This is a genomic window from Streptomyces sp. NPDC023838, assembly GCF_040639555.1.
Lineage (GTDB): Bacteria > Actinomycetota > Actinomycetes > Streptomycetales > Streptomycetaceae > Streptomyces.
The window spans coordinates 36,564-52,088 of the sequence record NZ_JBFAAD010000025.1; the positions used below are offsets into that span (position 1 = coordinate 36,564).

The 15,525-nt window shown below is 72.3% G+C and carries 12 protein-coding genes; 4 read left to right on the forward strand and 8 right to left on the reverse strand.

What is annotated here, in order from left to right; all coding sequences use genetic code 11:
• From AB0G17_RS26335 to AB0G17_RS26345, 3 genes are read right to left on the reverse strand one after another with little or no spacing between them, the layout of a single operon-like run.
• On the reverse strand, nucleotides 1-894 hold the full coding sequence (locus AB0G17_RS26335; RefSeq protein ID WP_361387666.1) for a sugar phosphate isomerase/epimerase family protein: 894 nt from the start codon (nucleotides 892-894) through the stop codon (nucleotides 1-3).
• Nucleotides 891-2,045 carry a dihydrodipicolinate synthase family protein gene (locus AB0G17_RS26340; protein WP_361387669.1) on the reverse strand — a complete coding sequence of 385 codons (1,155 nt, stop codon included), beginning with the start codon at nucleotides 2,043-2,045 and terminating at the stop codon, nucleotides 891-893. The genes AB0G17_RS26335 and AB0G17_RS26340 overlap by 4 nt, the downstream gene beginning before the upstream one ends.
• Nucleotides 2,042-3,199: a Gfo/Idh/MocA family oxidoreductase gene (locus AB0G17_RS26345; RefSeq protein WP_361387672.1), complete on the reverse strand. Its 1,158-nt coding sequence runs from the start codon at nucleotides 3,197-3,199 to the stop codon at nucleotides 2,042-2,044. Before AB0G17_RS26345 ends, AB0G17_RS26340 begins: the two co-directional genes overlap by 4 nt.
• Nucleotides 3,200-3,375: 176 nt before the next feature.
• Between AB0G17_RS26345 and AB0G17_RS26350 the strand changes: the two genes are divergently transcribed.
• The 4 genes from AB0G17_RS26350 to AB0G17_RS26365 all read left to right on the forward strand — a co-directional run bounded on the left by AB0G17_RS26350 (nucleotide 3,376) and on the right by AB0G17_RS26365 (nucleotide 9,519).
• Nucleotides 3,376-4,434, forward strand: a complete 1,059-nt coding sequence (locus AB0G17_RS26350) for a LacI family DNA-binding transcriptional regulator (protein ID WP_361387676.1) — start codon at nucleotides 3,376-3,378, stop codon at nucleotides 4,432-4,434.
• 205 nt (nucleotides 4,435-4,639) lie between these two features.
• Nucleotides 4,640-5,446: an SDR family oxidoreductase gene (locus AB0G17_RS26355; RefSeq protein WP_361387679.1), complete on the forward strand. Its 807-nt coding sequence runs from the start codon at nucleotides 4,640-4,642 to the stop codon at nucleotides 5,444-5,446.
• 384 nt (nucleotides 5,447-5,830) lie between these two features.
• Entirely contained in the window at nucleotides 5,831-8,050 is a 2,220-nt protein-coding gene (locus AB0G17_RS26360; protein WP_361387682.1) for an ATP-dependent RecD-like DNA helicase, read from the forward strand.
• A 179-nt stretch (nucleotides 8,051-8,229) separates the two neighbouring features.
• Nucleotides 8,230-9,519 carry a citrate synthase gene (locus AB0G17_RS26365; protein WP_361387685.1) on the forward strand — a complete coding sequence of 430 codons (1,290 nt, stop codon included), beginning with the start codon at nucleotides 8,230-8,232 and terminating at the stop codon, nucleotides 9,517-9,519.
• Nucleotides 9,520-10,039: 520 nt separating this feature from the next.
• Here the strand turns inward: AB0G17_RS26365 and AB0G17_RS26370 are convergent.
• The 5 genes from AB0G17_RS26370 to AB0G17_RS26390 form a co-directional block, all read right to left on the reverse strand.
• Entirely contained in the window at nucleotides 10,040-12,469 is a 2,430-nt protein-coding gene (locus AB0G17_RS26370; protein WP_361387688.1) for a heavy metal translocating P-type ATPase, read from the reverse strand.
• A gap of 76 nt (nucleotides 12,470-12,545) precedes the next feature.
• Nucleotides 12,546-12,854 carry a heavy-metal-associated domain-containing protein gene (locus AB0G17_RS26375; RefSeq protein WP_361387691.1) on the reverse strand — a complete coding sequence of 103 codons (309 nt, stop codon included), beginning with the start codon at nucleotides 12,852-12,854 and terminating at the stop codon, nucleotides 12,546-12,548.
• Nucleotides 12,855-12,999: 145 nt separating this feature from the next.
• The gene (locus tag AB0G17_RS26380) at nucleotides 13,000-13,203 is read right to left on the reverse strand and encodes a MarR family transcriptional regulator (RefSeq protein WP_361387694.1); all 204 of its coding nucleotides are present in this window, start codon (nucleotides 13,201-13,203) and stop codon (nucleotides 13,000-13,002) included.
• A gap of 365 nt (nucleotides 13,204-13,568) precedes the next feature.
• Nucleotides 13,569-14,597, reverse strand: coding sequence for a Gfo/Idh/MocA family oxidoreductase (locus AB0G17_RS26385; protein ID WP_361387697.1), 1,029 nt, complete (start codon nucleotides 14,595-14,597; stop codon nucleotides 13,569-13,571).
• Between the two features lie 4 nt (nucleotides 14,598-14,601).
• The gene (locus tag AB0G17_RS26390; protein ID WP_361387700.1) at nucleotides 14,602-15,504 is read right to left on the reverse strand and encodes a sugar phosphate isomerase/epimerase; all 903 of its coding nucleotides are present in this window, start codon (nucleotides 15,502-15,504) and stop codon (nucleotides 14,602-14,604) included.
• Between the last annotated feature and the right edge of the window lie 21 nt (nucleotides 15,505-15,525).

A 15,525-nucleotide genomic window follows, 5' to 3' on the forward strand; every position in this document is an offset into this window, starting at 1 on the left:
TCACCGGCCCGCCGGGTCCTGGCCGGCCAGGGCGCCCCCGGCCGTCCCGGCCCGCATCACCGCCCCGAACCGCTCCACCGTCTCCCGCACCACCTGCGCCCCCTCCCGCCCCCACAGCTCCTCGTTGAACAGCTCGACCTCCACGGGGCCCGGGTAACCCGCCGCGGCCACCCGCTCGTACCAGCCCCACAGGTCGATCACACCGCCCCCGAGCTGGCCGCGCCCGGTCAGGGCACCGGCGGGCAACGGCGTGATCCAGTCGGCCAGTTGGAAGGAGTGGATGCGGCCGCCCGCCCCCGCGCGGGCCAGGGCGGCCGGGGCCAGGTCGTCCCACCAGACGTGGTACGTGTCGACGACGACCCCCACCTCCTCCGCCGGGAACCGCTCGGCGAGGTCCACGGCCTGGCCGAGGGTGGACACGACACAGCGGTCCGAGGCGTACATCGGGTGCAGCGGCTCGATCGCCAGGCGTACGCCCCGGGCGCGCGCGTACGGCCCGAGCTCGGCCAGGGCGTCGGCGACCCGCTCCCGCGCCCCGGCCAGGTCCCGGCTGCCCTCGGGCAGTCCGCCCGAGACCAGCACCAGGGTGTCGGTGCCCAGCGCCGCCGCCTCGTCGATGGCCGCCCGGTTGTCGTCGAGCGCCCTCACGCGCGCGTGGGGCTCGCTCATGGTGAAGAAGCCGCCCCGGCACAGCGTGGTGACGCTCAGTCCGGCGTCCCGCACGAGCCGCGCGGCCGCCTCGACGCCGTACGCGCGCACCGGCTCGCGCCACAGCCCGACGCCCGGCACGCCGGACTCCACGCAGGCGTCGACCAGTTCGGGCAGCGAGAGCTGCTTCACGGTCATCTGGTTGATGCTGAGACGGGAGAGGTCCAGGGGATCGCGAGGGCTCATGAGGTGACTCCGTACACCTTCAGCAGGGCGCGCATACGGGACTCGGCCGCCTCCGGGTCGGGGAACAGACCCAGAGCGTCGGCCAGTTCGTAGGCCCGCACCAGATGGGGCAGCGAGCGGGCCGACTGGAGGCCGCCGACCATCGTGAAGTGGTCCTGGTGGCCCGCCAGCCAGGCGAGCAGCACCACACCCGTCTTGTAGAAGCGGGTCGGCGCCCAGAAGAGGTGGCGGGCCAGCTCGACGGTCGGGTCCAGACGCTTGCGGAAGCCCGCGGGATCGCCCGCGTCCAGCGCCCGTACCGCGTCCGCCGCCACGGGCCCCAGCGGGTCGAAGATCCCCAGCAGGGCGTGGCTGAAGCCCTGTTCGTCGCCCTCGATCAGCTCGGGGTAGTGGAAGTCGTCGCCGGTGTAGCACTTCACGCCGTCCGGAAGGCGCCGCCGCAGCTCCACCTCCCGCCCCGCGTCGAGCAGCGACACCTTGACGCCGTCGATCCTCTCCGCGTGGGCGGCGACGATCCCCAGGAACGCCTCGGTGGCCGCGTCGAGGTCGGGCGAGCCCCAGTACCCGGCCAGCGCCGGGTCGAACATCGGGCCGAGCCAGTGCAGGATCACCGGCCGGGCGGTCTGCTCCAGCAGCCGCCCGTACACCGCCAGATAGTCCTCCGGGCCGCGCGCCACCGCTGCCAGCGCCCGCGACGCCATCAGGACCGCCTGCGCGCCCGCGCCCTCGACCACCGCGAGCTGCTCCTCGTACGCGGCTGTCACCTCGGGAAGCGAGGCGCCCGGGGAGAGCTGGTCGGTGCCCGCCCCGCACGCGATCCGCCCGCCGGTCGCGCGCGCCTCGGCGGCCGAGCGGCGGATCAGCTCGGCGGCCCCGGCCCAGTCCAGGCCCATGCCGCGCTGCGCGGTGTCCATCGCCTCCGCCACGCCGAGCCCGTGCGCCCACAGATGGCGGCGGAAGGCGAGCGTGGTCTCCCAGTCGACGGCCGCCGGGCCGTCGGGCGCGGCATCGGCATACGGGTCGGCGACGACGTGCGCCGCCGAGAAGACCGTACGGGAGACGAGCGGGCCGCCCGGGGCGACGACGACCGGGTCCGGGCGCGGCTCGTACCGGACGAGCGACCCGTCCGCGCGCGGCAGCAGCAGGCTCACAGCGCGATCTCCGGCACCTCGACGCGGCGGCCCTCGGCCGAGGACCGCAGCCCCAGCTCGGCCAGCTGCACTCCGCGCGCGCCCGCCAGCAGATCCCAGTGGTACGGGGTGCCGAGGGCCACATGGCGCAGGAAGAGCTCCCACTGGGCCTTGAAGCCGTTGTCGAACTCCGTGTTGTCCGGCACCTCCTGCCACTGCTCGCGGAACGGTTCGGTGGCCGGGAGGTCTGGGTTCCACACCGGCTTGGGGGTCGCGGCGCGGTGCTGGGCGCGGCAGGTGCGCAAGCCCGCCACCGCCGAGCCCTCGGTGCCGTCCACCTGGAACTCGACCAGCTCGTCCCGGTGCACGCGCACGGCCCAGGAGGAGTTGATCTGGGCGACCGCGCCGCCCACCAGCTGGAAGATCCCGTACGCGGCGTCGTCGGCGGTCGCGTCGTACGGCTTGCCCGCCTCGTCCCAGCGCTGCGGCACGTGCGTGGTCGCCAGCGCCTGTACGGAGGTGACGCGGCCGAAGAGCTCGTGTAGCACGTACTCCCAGTGCGGGAACATGTCCACGACGATGCCGCCACCGTCCTGGGCGCGGTAGTTCCACGACGGGCGCTGGGCGCTCTGCCAGTCGCCCTCGAAGACCCAGTAGCCGAACTCGCCCCGCACCGACAGGATCCGCCCGAAGAAGCCGCCGTCGATCAGCCGCTTCAGCTTCAGCAGGCCCGGCAGGAAGAGCTTGTCCTGGACGACGCCGTGCCTGATGCCGGCGGCCCGGGCGAGCCGGGCGAGCTCAAGGGCGCCGGCCAGCCCCGTCGACGTGGGCTTCTCGGTGTACACGTGCTTGCCCGCGGCGATCGCCTTGGCGAGGGACTCCTCGCGGGCGGAGGTGACCTGGGCGTCGAAGTAGATCTCGACGGTGTCGTCGGCGAGCACCGCGTCCAGGTCCGTGGACCAGTGGGCGAGGCCGTGCCGCTCGGCGATGGCCCGCAGCGCGGGCTCGCGGCGGCCCACCAGGACGGGTTCGGGCCACAGGACCGTGCCGTCGCCGAGGTCCAGACCGCCCTGGTCGCGCAGGGCGAGCAGGGAGCGTACGAGGTGCTGGCGGTAGCCCATGCGGCCGGTGACGCCGTTCATGGCGATCCGCACGGTCCGGCGCGTCGGTGTCATGCGAGGTCCCTTCGGTACCGGATGCCCGACCGGTTTTCTGTATCCGGTTCCGTACCCGGTGGACGCGGTAGCAAGCGCTTTCTATCGAGGGGGACGCTAGCCTGCGCACAGCGCTGCCGACAAGAGGCGCGCGGCGGACCACCCCATGTGCCCACAAGAGTTGCCCGGAGGCAGAGATGACAGCGACCCTGGCGGATGTGGCGGCGCGCGCCCGGGTGTCCCCGGCGACCGTCTCGCGGGTGCTCAACGGCAACTACCCGGTCGCCGCGGCCACCCGTGAGCGCGTTCTGCGGGCCGTCGACGAGCTGGATTACGTCCTGAACGGGCCCGCGAGTTCGCTCGCCGCCGCCACGTCCGACCTGGTCGGGATACTCGTCAACGACATCGCCGACCCCTTCTTCGGCATCATGGCGGGGGCGGCCCAGTCGGAGATCGGCGGCGGCCCCGGGGCCCGCGAGAAGCTGGCCGTGGTCTGCAACACGGGCGGCTCGCCGGAGCGCGAACTCACCTACCTCACCCTGCTCCAGCGCCAGCGCGCGGCGGCCGTCATCCTCACCGGCGGCGCCCTGGAGGACCCCGGCCACGCGGCGGCGGTCGCGGCGAAGCTGGGGCGGCTGGCGGAGGCGGGTTCGCGGATCGTGCTGTGCGGGCGGCCGCCGCTGACGCACTCCGGGACCGGCACCGAGGCCGGACCCGTCGCCGCGACGCTCACCTTCGACAACCGGGGCGGCAGCCGCCGGCTGACGGAGCACCTGCTCGGGCTCGGCCACCGCCGCATCGGCTATGTGGCGGGCCCCGAGGAGCGCACCACGACCCGGCACCGCGTCGAGGGCCACCTGGCCGCGCTCGCGGACGCGCGCGTGGCGCCCGGCCCGCTCGTCCACGGCTCGTACGACCGCCGCTCCGGCTATGACGCGACCCTCGAACTCCTGCGCCTGGACCCGTCGTTGACCGCCGTGGTCACCGCCAACGACACGGTCGCGCTCGGCGCCTGCGCGGCCCTGCGCGACCGCGGCCTGTCCGTCCCCGGCGACGTCTCGGTGGCGGGCTTCGACGACCTCCCGTTCAGCACGGACGCGGTCCCCGCCCTGACGACGGTACGGCTGCCGCTGTACGAGGCCGGGGCGCGGGCGGGCCGGCTCGCGATGGGCAAGGAGCCGGTGCCGCCGGGCGGGATCGCCACGGTGCACGGGGAGTTGATGGTCCGGGGTTCGACGGGGCCTGCGCGCGCGTAGGGCTACGGCTTGGGCTTGGGCGCGGGCGGGAGCCATGGCACGGAGCCCACGCGCGCGCAGGGGCCGGCCGAGGGGGCGTGAGGGGCGGGGGCGGAACGCGGTGCCGGATTCCCGCCAGCGAGCGGGGGCGCGGCGGAACAGGATCGGGTGCACGGCCTCCGGTTCGCCCGTCCGGGCGAGGGCCGCACCCCGAGGAGACAACCCCATGGACCTGCACCTTTCCGGCCGTTCCGCGCTCGTCACCGGTGCCTCGAAGGGCATCGGCCTGGCGGTGGTGCGCACGCTGCTCGACGAGGGCGCGCGGGTGGTCGCGGTCTCCCGCCGCACCAGCCCGGAGCTGGAGAAGCTGGCCCGCCCCGAGCTCGTCCACGTACTGGCCGACCTCATGGACCCCGAGGCCCCCGCGCGCGTGGTGGCCCGGACCGTCGAGGAGTTCGGCGGTCTGGACATCCTGGTCAACAACGCGGGCGGCCCGCCGCCGGGCGTGAGCCTGCCGCGCACCTCGTTCCTGGACGCGGCGGACGCGGACTGGGCCGCGATCTTCGAGTTCAACCTGTTCTCGGCGGTACGGGCGGTCCGCGCCGCCCTGCCGCACCTGCTCGCCGACGGCGGCGGCGCCGTCGTCAACGTCTCCACGGGCCTGGCGCGTCAGCCCGCGGTCGGCAACGCGGAGTACGGCGCGGCGAAGGCGGCCCTGAACAACTTCACGAAGGTCCTCTCGGAGGAGTACGCCCCGCAGGGCGTCCGCTTCAACACGGTCTCGCCCGGGGCGGTACGGACGGCGTGGTGGACCGAGGAGGGCGGCGCGGCGGACATCATCGCGGCGATGGCGGGCTCGGACCGCGACACGGTGATGGACACCCTGGCCCCCCGGATGATGAACGTCTCCACGGGCCGGTTGGTGACCCCGCAGGAGATAGCGGACGCGGTGGCCCTGCTGGTCTCCCCGAGGTCGGGCAGCACGACGGGGGCGGACTTCGTGGTGGACGGGGGGTACTTGAAGGCGGTGTGACCCGGTATGGGGGCGTCTGGGGGTGGCGTGAACCCGTACGGATCGGCACGTCGGGATTCCGGAAAAATTACTGCCCGCAGTCGTGCAACCCTTGTGGGGTGACGGGTGTCTAAGTGGGTGTCGGCGTTCCAGGGGAGGGTCTGGGGGGATCCGAGGGGACGCCGGTTGGGGAGGGAATGGGGAGGGAATCGAGGGGCCCGGTCATACGGACCGGGCCCCCTTGAACTTCCGGATCCCTGGGAACTCCCGGATCCCCTTGAACTCCGGGATCCCTTTGAACGCGCGGCCGCCCGGACCGGGAGGCCCGGCCCGAAGGGCCCCGCCCGCGGGGAAAGTTATCCACAGGCACCCACCGTTGTCCGAGCTCACCGGTAGCGTCGGATCATGTCCAATCTCGCGGTGGTCGAAGGGGTCCTGGAGCGGATCACGTACGCCAACGAGGAGAACGGCTACACGGTCGCCCGGGTGGACACCGGGCGCGGCGGTAGCGATCTCCTCACGGTGGTCGGCTCGCTGCTCGGCGCGCAGCCGGGCGAGTCGCTGCGGATGGAGGGCCGCTGGGGCTCGCATCCGCAGTACGGCAAGCAGTTCACCGTCGAGAACTACACGACGGTCCTGCCCGCCACCATCCAGGGCATCCGGCGCTACCTCGGCTCGGGCCTGATCAAGGGCATCGGCCCGCGCATCGCCGACCGCATCGTGGAGCACTTCGGCACGGACACGCTCGACATCATCGAGCAGCAGCCGGGGCGCCTGGTCGAGGTGCCGGGCCTCGGCCCCAAGCGCACCAAGCTGATCGGAGCCGCCTGGGAGGAGCAGAAGGCCATCAAGGAAGTGATGGTCTTCCTCCAGGGGGTCGGCGTCTCCACCTCCATCGCCGTGCGCATCTACAAGAAGTACGAGGACGCCTCGATCTCCGTGGTGAAGAACCAGCCCTACCGGCTGGCCACCGACGTCTGGGGCATCGGCTTCCTCACCGCCGACCGCATCGCCCAGGCCGTCGGCATCCCCCACGACAGCCCGGAGCGCGTCAAGGCCGGCTTGCAGTACGCACTGTCCCAGTCCACCGACCAGGGCCACTGCTTCCTGCCCGAGGAGCAACTCATCGCGGACTCGGTGAAGCTCCTCCAGGTCGACACGGGCCTGGTGATCGACTGCCTGGGGGAGCTGGTCGCCGAGGAGGGGGTGGTCCGGGAGGCGGTGCCGGGCCCGCGGGGCGGCGCGGCGGACCGGGTCAACGCGGTCTATCTGGTGCCCTTCCACCGCGCCGAGCTCTCCCTCGCCGCCCAGGTCGTCCGGTTGCTGCGGACCGGCGAGGACCGGATGCCGGGCTTCCAGGACGTGGACTGGGACCGGGCCCTGTCCTGGCTCGCCCAGCGCACCGGCGCCGAGCTCGCCCCCGAGCAGCAGCAGGCCGTCCGGCTCGCCCTGACCAGCAAGGTCGCGGTGCTCACCGGTGGCCCCGGCTGCGGCAAGTCCTTCACCGTCCGCTCGGTCGTCGAGCTCGCCCGGGCCAAGAAGGCGAAGGTGGTGCTCGCCGCGCCGACCGGCCGGGCCGCCAAGCGGCTCGCCGAGCTCACCGGCGCCGAAGCGTCCACGGTGCACCGCCTGCTGGAGCTGAAACCGGGCGGCGACGCGGCGTACGACAAGGACCGCCCGCTCGACGCCGATCTGGTGGTGGTCGACGAAGCCTCGATGCTCGACCTGCTGCTCGCCAACAAGCTGGTGAAGGCGGTCGCCCCGGGCGCGCACCTGCTGATGGTCGGGGACGTGGACCAGCTGCCCTCGGTCGGCGCGGGCGAGGTGCTGCGGGACCTGCTCGCCGAGGGCGGCCCGGTGCCCAGGGTCCGGCTGACCCGCATCTTCCGCCAGGCCCAGCAGTCCGGCGTGGTCACCAACGCCCACCGCATCAACTCCGGTGTCCCGCCCCTCACCCAGGGCCTCAGCGACTTCTTCCACTTCGTGGAGGAGGAGACCGAGGACGCCGGGCGGCTCACGGTGGACGTGGCGGCGCGGCGCATCCCCGCCAAGTTCGGCCTCGACCCCCGGCGCGACGTCCAGGTGCTCGCCCCGATGCACCGCGGCCCGGCGGGCGCGGGCAACCTCAACGGCCTCCTCCAGCAGGCCATCACCCCGGCCCGCCCCGACCTGCCGGAGAAGCGGTCCGGCGGAAGGGTGTTCCGGGTGGGCGACAAGGTCACGCAGATCCGGAACAATTACGAGAAGGGCAAGAACGGTGTCTTCAACGGCACCGTCGGCGTGGTGACCGCGCTCGACCTGGACGAACAGCGTCTGACGGTGCTGACGGACGAGGACGAGGAGGTGCCGTACGACTTCGACGAACTGGACGAGCTGGCCCATGCGTACGCGGTGACCATCCACCGCTCGCAGGGCAGTGAGTACCCGGCGGTGGTGATCCCGGTCACCACCGGCGCGTGGATGATGCTCCAGCGGAACCTGCTCTATACGGCGGTGACCCGCGCCAGAAAACTCGTCGTACTGGTGGGGTCCCGCAAGGCGATCGGCCAGGCAGTGCGTACGGTTTCCGCAGGCAGACGCTTTACCGCACTCGCTCATCGGCTGTCAGGGGGCGTCTTGGTGTGAAACATCACCTGGGGCTTCCGCAACCGGGGCGAAGGGGGCAGGATGAGCAGGTTGACGGCACTGAGTGCCGCTGATGAGCCCAATGGGCGACCCCGAGTGCACTCTGCTGAGCCAAATGGGGGATGGTAGAGACAGTCAGGGCACCTCGAAGAAGAGGCACTACGTCGGTGAGGGATGACGTGAGCGACAACTCTGTAGTACTGCGGTTCGGCGATGGCGAGTACACCTACCCGGTGATCGACAGCACCGTCGGCGACAAGGGCTTCGACATCGGGAAGCTCCGGGCCCAGACCGGTCTCGTGACCCTGGACAGCGGATACGGCAATACCGCCGCCTATAAATCCGCCATCACCTACCTCGACGGCGAGCAGGGCATCCTGCGTTACCGCGGCTACCCGATCGAGCAGCTCGCCGAGCGCTCGACCTTCCTGGAGGTCGCGTACCTGCTCATCAACGGTGAGCTGCCGACGGTCGACCAGCAGTCGACGTTCAAGAGCGAGATCACCCAGCACACGCTGCTGCACGAGGACGTCAAGCGCTTCTTCGACGGCTTCCCGCGCGACGCGCACCCGATGGCGATGCTGTCCTCGGTCGTCTCCGCGCTGTCCACGTTCTACCAGGACAGCCACAACCCGTTCGACGAGAAGCAGCGTCACCTCTCGACGATCCGGCTGCTCGCCAAGCTTCCGACGATCGCGGCGTACGCGTACAAGAAGTCGATCGGCCACCCGTTCGTCTACCCGCGCAACGACCTCGGCTACGTCGAGAACTTCCTGCGGATGACGTTCTCGGTCCCGGCGCAGGAGTACGAGCTGGACCCGGTCGTCGTCTCGGCGCTCGACAAGCTCCTGATCCTGCACGCGGACCACGAGCAGAACTGTTCGACCTCCACCGTGCGTCTGGTCGGCTCCTCGCAGGCGAACATGTTCGCCTCGATCTCCGCCGGCATCAGCGCCCTGTGGGGCCCCCTGCACGGTGGCGCCAACCAGTCGGTCCTGGAGATGCTGGAAGGCATCCAGGCCAACGGCGGCGACGTCGACTCCTTCATCCGCAAGGTGAAGAACAAGGAGGACGGCGTCCGTCTGATGGGCTTCGGCCACCGGGTCTACAAGAGCTTCGACCCGCGCGCGAAGATCATCAAGGCCGCCGCGCACGACGTCCTGTCGGCCCTCGGCAAGTCCGACGAGCTGCTCGACATCGCGCTGAAGCTGGAAGAGCACGCGCTCTCCGACGACTACTTCGTCTCGCGCAACCTGTACCCGAACGTGGACTTCTACACGGGTCTGATCTACCGCGCGATGGGCTTCCCGACCGAGATGTTCACGGTCCTGTTCGCGCTCGGCCGCCTGCCGGGCTGGATCGCCCAGTGGCACGAGATGATCAAGGAGCCGGGTTCCCGCATCGGACGCCCGCGCCAGATCTACACGGGCGAGGTCCTCCGCGACTTCGTCCCCGTCGAGGCCCGCTGACCCGATCGCTTGCAGCCCCCTGGGTTCGGGATGACCCCAACCCCCGGCGAGTGAGCCGAAGGGGCGCGCCTGTGTCGAGAGAGCATGGGGGTCCCCCCTGCTCGAGCGAAGCCGAGAGCTTGGGGGAGCGCGGAGGCCCGACGAAGGAGGGTCGAGCACGATCGCCGACTCGACATCGGCTCCAGCGCCCCGGAGGCGAACCGAGCCCCAAAGAAACACAGAAGCGCCCCGCCCACCAATCCCCCCACGGGTTGGCGGGCGGGGCGCTTCCCCTATACCCGGTGCGGATTCCCCCCACGGGATCCGGCCGGGAGTCCGGCGGTCTGCCGGGGTACGTACGTCACGGGTGGGCCGCTCAAAGCTCCCCGTTGTACGTGCCCCGGCCAACGCGCTGCCTGGAACGTCCCCCAAGACATTCCATGGACGTCCCCCAAGACGTCCTCGGCATCGACCACTTAGACTCCCGAACCGGCCCGATGGTTACCTCATAATCTCTGTGATCTAGCTCTCTTTGTGGAGATCAGGTGAAGGAGCGCAACCGTAGGCTGTTGGTTACCACGAAGACCGAGGAGAACGCCATAGCCGCGCCCGCGATCATAGGGTTCAGCAGGCCCGCCGCGGCGAGCGGAACCGCGGCCACGTTGTAGCCGAAGGCCCAGAACAGGTTGCCCTTGATGGTCGACAGGGTCCGCCGGGAGAGCCGGATGGCGTCGGCGGCGACCCGCAAGTCCCCCCGTACGAGGGTCAGGTCGGAGGCCTCTATCGCGGCGTCAGTCCCGGTGCCCATCGCCAGACCCAGATCGGCGGTGGCCAGCGCGGCCGCGTCGTTGACGCCGTCGCCCACCATCGCCACCGAACGCCCCTCGGCCTGCAGCCGCTTGACCACGTCCACCTTGTCCTCGGGCAGCACCTCGGCGTGGACGTCCTCCGCCGCGATCCCGACCCGGGCTGCCACCGACTCGGCCACCGCCCGGTTGTCCCCGGTCAGCAGCACCGGCCGCAGCCCGAGGCCGCGCAGCAGGGAGACCGCCTCGGCGCTGGTCTCCTTCACCGCGTCGGCGACCGTCAGTACGCCCCGCGCGGCCCCGTCCCAGGCCACCACGACGGCCGTACGCCCGTCGGCCTCGGCGGCCTCCTTGGCGGCCGCGAGCGCGGCGGGCAGCTCGACGCCCCGGCCCACGAAGACCTCGCAGCCCTCCACCACGCCCCGCACCCCGCGTCCGGGCAGGTTCAGGAACGACTCGGGCACGGGCAGCTCCCCGGCCCGTTCGGCGGCGCCCTCCGCGATGGCGCGGGCGATGGGGTGCTCGGAGGAGTGCTCCAGGGCGCCCGCGTAGCGAAGGACTTCCTTGTCGTCGGTGCCGTCCGCCGCGTACACGTCGTACAGGGTCATCCGGCCCGTGGTGACCGTGCCGGTCTTGTCGAGGACGACGGTGTCGACGCGGCGGGTGCTCTCCAGGACCTCGGGGCCCTTGATGAGGATGCCGAGCTGGGCGCCGCGCCCGGTGCCGACCATCAGCGCGGTCGGGGTGGCCAGGCCCAGGGCGCACGGGCAGGCGATGATCAGGACCGCGACGGCGGCCGTGAAGGACGCGGTGATGTCGTCGGTGGCGAGCAGCCAGCCGACCAGCGTGCCGAGCGAGATGAGCAGGACGACGGGGACGAAGACGCCGGAGATGCGGTCGGCGAGGCGCTGGACCTCGGCCTTGCCGTTCTGCGCGTCCTCCACCAGGCGGGCCATCCGGGCCAGCTGGGTGTCGGCGCCGACCCGGGTCGCCTCGACGACCAGTCGGCCGCCGACGTTGACGGTGGCGCCGGTGACGCCGTCGCCCGCGCTCACGTCCACGGGGACGGACTCGCCGGTCAGCATGGACGTGTCCACGGCGGAGGCGCCCTCCACGACCGTCCCGTCGGTCGCGACCGTCTCACCGGGCCGCACCACGAACCGGTCACCGGTCCTCAACTCGCCGATGGGTACGCGTACTTCGGTGCCGCCGCGCAGTACGGACACGTCCTTGGCGCCGAGTTCGAGCAGCGCCCGCAGAGCCGCGCCGGCCTTCCGCTTGGAGCGGGCCTCCAGATAGCGGCCGAGCAGGATGAAGGTGACGACCCCGGCGGCGACTTCCAGGTAGATGGTGGAGGCGCCGTCCGTGCGGCTGACGGTGGCGTCGAAGCCGTGGCGCATCGCGGGCATCCCCGCGTCACCGAAGAACAGTGCCCACAGCGACCAGAGGAAGGCCGCGAGGGTGCCCACCGAGACGAGGGTGTCCATGGTGGCCGCGCCGTGGCGCAGATTGGTCCAGGCGGCCCGGTGGAAGGGCAGCGCGCCCCAGACGACGACCGGCGCGGCGAGCGTGAGGCTCAGCCACTGCCAGTTGTCGAACTGGAGCGAGGGGACCATGGCGAGCAGCACGACGGGCGCGGCGAGCAGGGCGGAGACCTGGAGCCGCTGCCGCAGCGCGGCGAGCGCGGTCGCCGCCCGGTCGGCGGAGGGATCGGGCGCGCTGAGCCCGGGCGCCGTGCCGGGTGCGGCCGCCTCCAGCGGACCGGGGGCCGCCGGGCCGCCGGGGCCTGGCGGCGCGGGCGCCCGCTCGTCCGGCCGGGGTGCGTCCGTCCCGCCCCCGTCCCCGTCCGGCCGGGGTGCGTCCGTCCCGCTTCCGTCCCCGCCGACCGGGGCGGCGGCCGAAGGTGCCCGGGGCCCGGCCGCCGGGGGTGACGCGGGTGCCGGGGTGCGCGGTGCCAGTGACTGCGCCGTGTACCCCATCTTGACCACCGTCGCGACCAGGCCCGCCACCTCGACCCCGTCGCCGAAGGCGACCTTCGCCTTCTCGGTGGCGTAGTTGACCGTCGCCTCGACCCCGTCCATCCGGTTCAGCTTCTTCTCGATGCGGGCGGCGCACGAGGCGCACGTCATGCCGCCGATGGTCAGCTCGATCAGGTTGGTTTCCACGTGGGCTCCTGAAAAAGAGACCGGGCCGTACGGCGCGGCTGCGCTCGTCGTACGGCCCGGAAGAGGATGTTCCGGCTCAGGCCCGGCCGACCAGCTCGAAGCCGGCCTCGTCGACCGCCGCGCGGACGGCTTCGTCGTCCAGCGGCGCGGCCGAGACGACGGTCACCTCACCGGTCGCGGCGACGGCCTTCACCGAGCCGACCCCGGCGATCTCACTGATCTCGCCCGACACGGCGCCCTCGCAGTGCCCGCAGGTCATTCCGGAGACCTGGTAGACGGTGGTGACGGAACCGACCTGGACGTCGGCCGGGCCCTCGCTGTGGCAGGAGCCGGCGGGCGAGCAGCAGGAGCCGGTCGTGGCGGCGGCTTCGGTCTCGGCGGTCATGGAGTTCTCCTCTTCGGGGCGGTACGGATCCATGGTGCACCAGAGGGACACGGGAAGGCCGAGGCCCGCTGACAGGTTCCACGTTATACCCCTAGGGGGTATTAATCCAGTACCCCCTCCGCGTACCTCCTCGTCGCCTCCTCAGTCAGTCGTTCGCCCGGCGGCCCCGGTTCCCGGGGCGCCGCGCGACCCAGGTGCGGATGGTGTCGGCGTACCAGAACGGCTTGCCGTTCTCGACCAGGTCGGGGGCGGGCAGCAGTCCGTGTTTGCGGTAGGAGCGGACCGTGTCCGGCTGGACCCGGATGTGCGCGGCGATCTCCTTGTACGACCAGAGCCGTCGGTCGGTCATGGTGGGCACCTCCCTGAGTGCGCCGCAGCGGCGGTCTGACGGCCGTCGGGGGAGCTGGGCGCGGGCACTTGACGATCAGTCAGCCTGTTCCCGTTGAACGACGGCGAGTGAAGGCAGGAGTGCGGCTGTCGACTCCTTGTGACGCAAGACCCATGGAATGGAGACATGTGTGACGGGAAAGGGATGGTTGTGACAGGGGTGATGAATGGGGCGAGGGGCAGGCAGGGGTGAGGGGCGGGACGCGCGAAGCCGCAGGCGCTCGCCCGGTTGCGCGCACGCCCCGGCCCCGCTCCGGTTGCGCGCACGCCCCGCCCCCGCCCGATGACGCTCGCGCCCCGGCCCCACCCGGCCCGGCCCCGCCCCCGTTACGCGTACAACCCCGGCCGTTCCACCGCCGCTTCCACGCTCACCCGCTCGCCCGAGTGCTGGGCCAGCACGCCCGCCTCGCAGACCACGGCCGCCATATAGCCGTCCCAGCTGCTCGGGCCCTCGACGCGGCCCTGCCGGGTGGCGTCGACCCACGCCTGCACCTCGCGGTCGTACGCGTCGGCGAAGCGGACCGTGAAGTCCTGCGGGATCTCGCCGCCCCACCGCCCGCCGGAGCGGACGACCGGGCCGGTCCCGGCACCAATCGAGGCGGCCCCGCGCTCGCAGACCGCCTCGCAGCGCACCTCGTAACCGAAGCCGCAGTTGACGAAGATCTCGACGTCGACGACCGCGCCGCCGGCCGTCTCGAACAGCACGAGCTGCGGGTCGCCCAGGCCCTCGGGGGCGTACGAGGACGGGCGCGGGCGGAGCACCTGGACGGCGGTGAGCTCCTGGCCGAGCAGCCAGCGGGCCGCGTCGGCCTCGTGGACCACGGAGTCGCGGATCAGCATCTCGGTGGTGAAGAACGAGGGGGAGGAGGCGTTGCGGTGGCGGCAGTGCAGGAACAGCGGGCGCCCGAGCCCGCCGTCGTCGAGCAGCGCCTTGAGGCGTACGTATTCCGCGTCGTACCGGCGCATGAAGCCCACCTGCACCAGGCGGCGCCCGAGCCGGGTCTCGGCCTCCAGGACCCGCAGCGCCCCGGCCGGGTCCGGGGTGAGCGGCTTCTCGCACAGGACGGGCAGCCCGCGCCGGAACGCCTCCAGGAGCGCCTCCTCGTGGGCCGGGCCCGAGGAGGCGATCAGGACCGCGTCGACGCCCGGCGCGGCCATCGCGGCCGCCGGGTCGGTGTGGGCGGTGCAGCCGTCGAGGGGGCCCGCGACGGCCTTGGCGCGCTCCGCGTCGATGTCGGCGACGGCGGCGACCCGGGCCCCGCCGGTCACGGTGGTGAGGCGGCGGACGTGGTCGGCGCCCATCTTCCCGGTGCCGATGACGGCGATCCCGAGCGGCGCGGAGGTCAGGGAGGTCATCGCCTCACGCCCCGCAGGAGCGCAGGAACGCGCGCGTGCGCGTGGCGATGGGCAGCGGGCGGTCCGGATCGCACGGATACATGTCCTGCTCCACGATCGCGAAGAGGTCGACGTCGAGCGCCTGGGCGGCGTCGAGCACCGGCTCCAGGGCGGGCACCCCGGCGGGGGGCTCGCACATCACGCCCCGGGCGACGGCGGGCCCGAACGGCAGCTCCTCGGCGTGCACCTGGGCCAGGATGGCCGGGTCCACCTGCTTGAGGTGGAGGTAGCCGATCCGCTCCCCGTACGTCTCGATCAGCTTGACGCTGTCGCCGCCGCAGTAGGCGTAGTGCCCGGTGTCCAGGCACAGGCTCACCAGGCCGGGGTCGGTGGCGTCGAGGAAGCGGGCGACGTTCTCCTCGCTGTCGATGTGGGTGTCGGCGTGCGGGTGCACGACGATCCGCAGGCCGTACCGCTCGCCCACCTCGCGGGCCAGCCGCTCGGTCTGCGCGGCGAGATCGCGCCACTGCGCGGCGCTGAGCGTCGGGCTCTCCAGGACCTCGCCGGTCTTGTCGTCGCGCCAGAAGGCCGGGATGACGACGAGGTGCCCGGCGCCGGTCGCCCGGGTCAGCTCGGCCACGTCCGCCACGTGCTCCCAGGTCGTGTCCCACACCGCCGGGCCGTGGTGCAGCCCGGTGAACACCGTCCCGGCCGACACCCGCAGGTTCCTGCGCGCGGTCTCGTCGGCGAGGCGCGCCGGGTCGGTGGGGAGATAGCCGTACGGTCCGAGTTCGATCCACCCGTATCCGGCCCCGGCGACCTCGTCGAGGAAGCGGGACCAGGGGATCTGACGGGGGTCGTCGGGAAACCAGACGCCCCAGGAGTCGGGGGCCGAGCCGATCCGGATGCGAGTCTTGGCCGTCGTCATGGGAGCCAGCCTTCCGGCGGC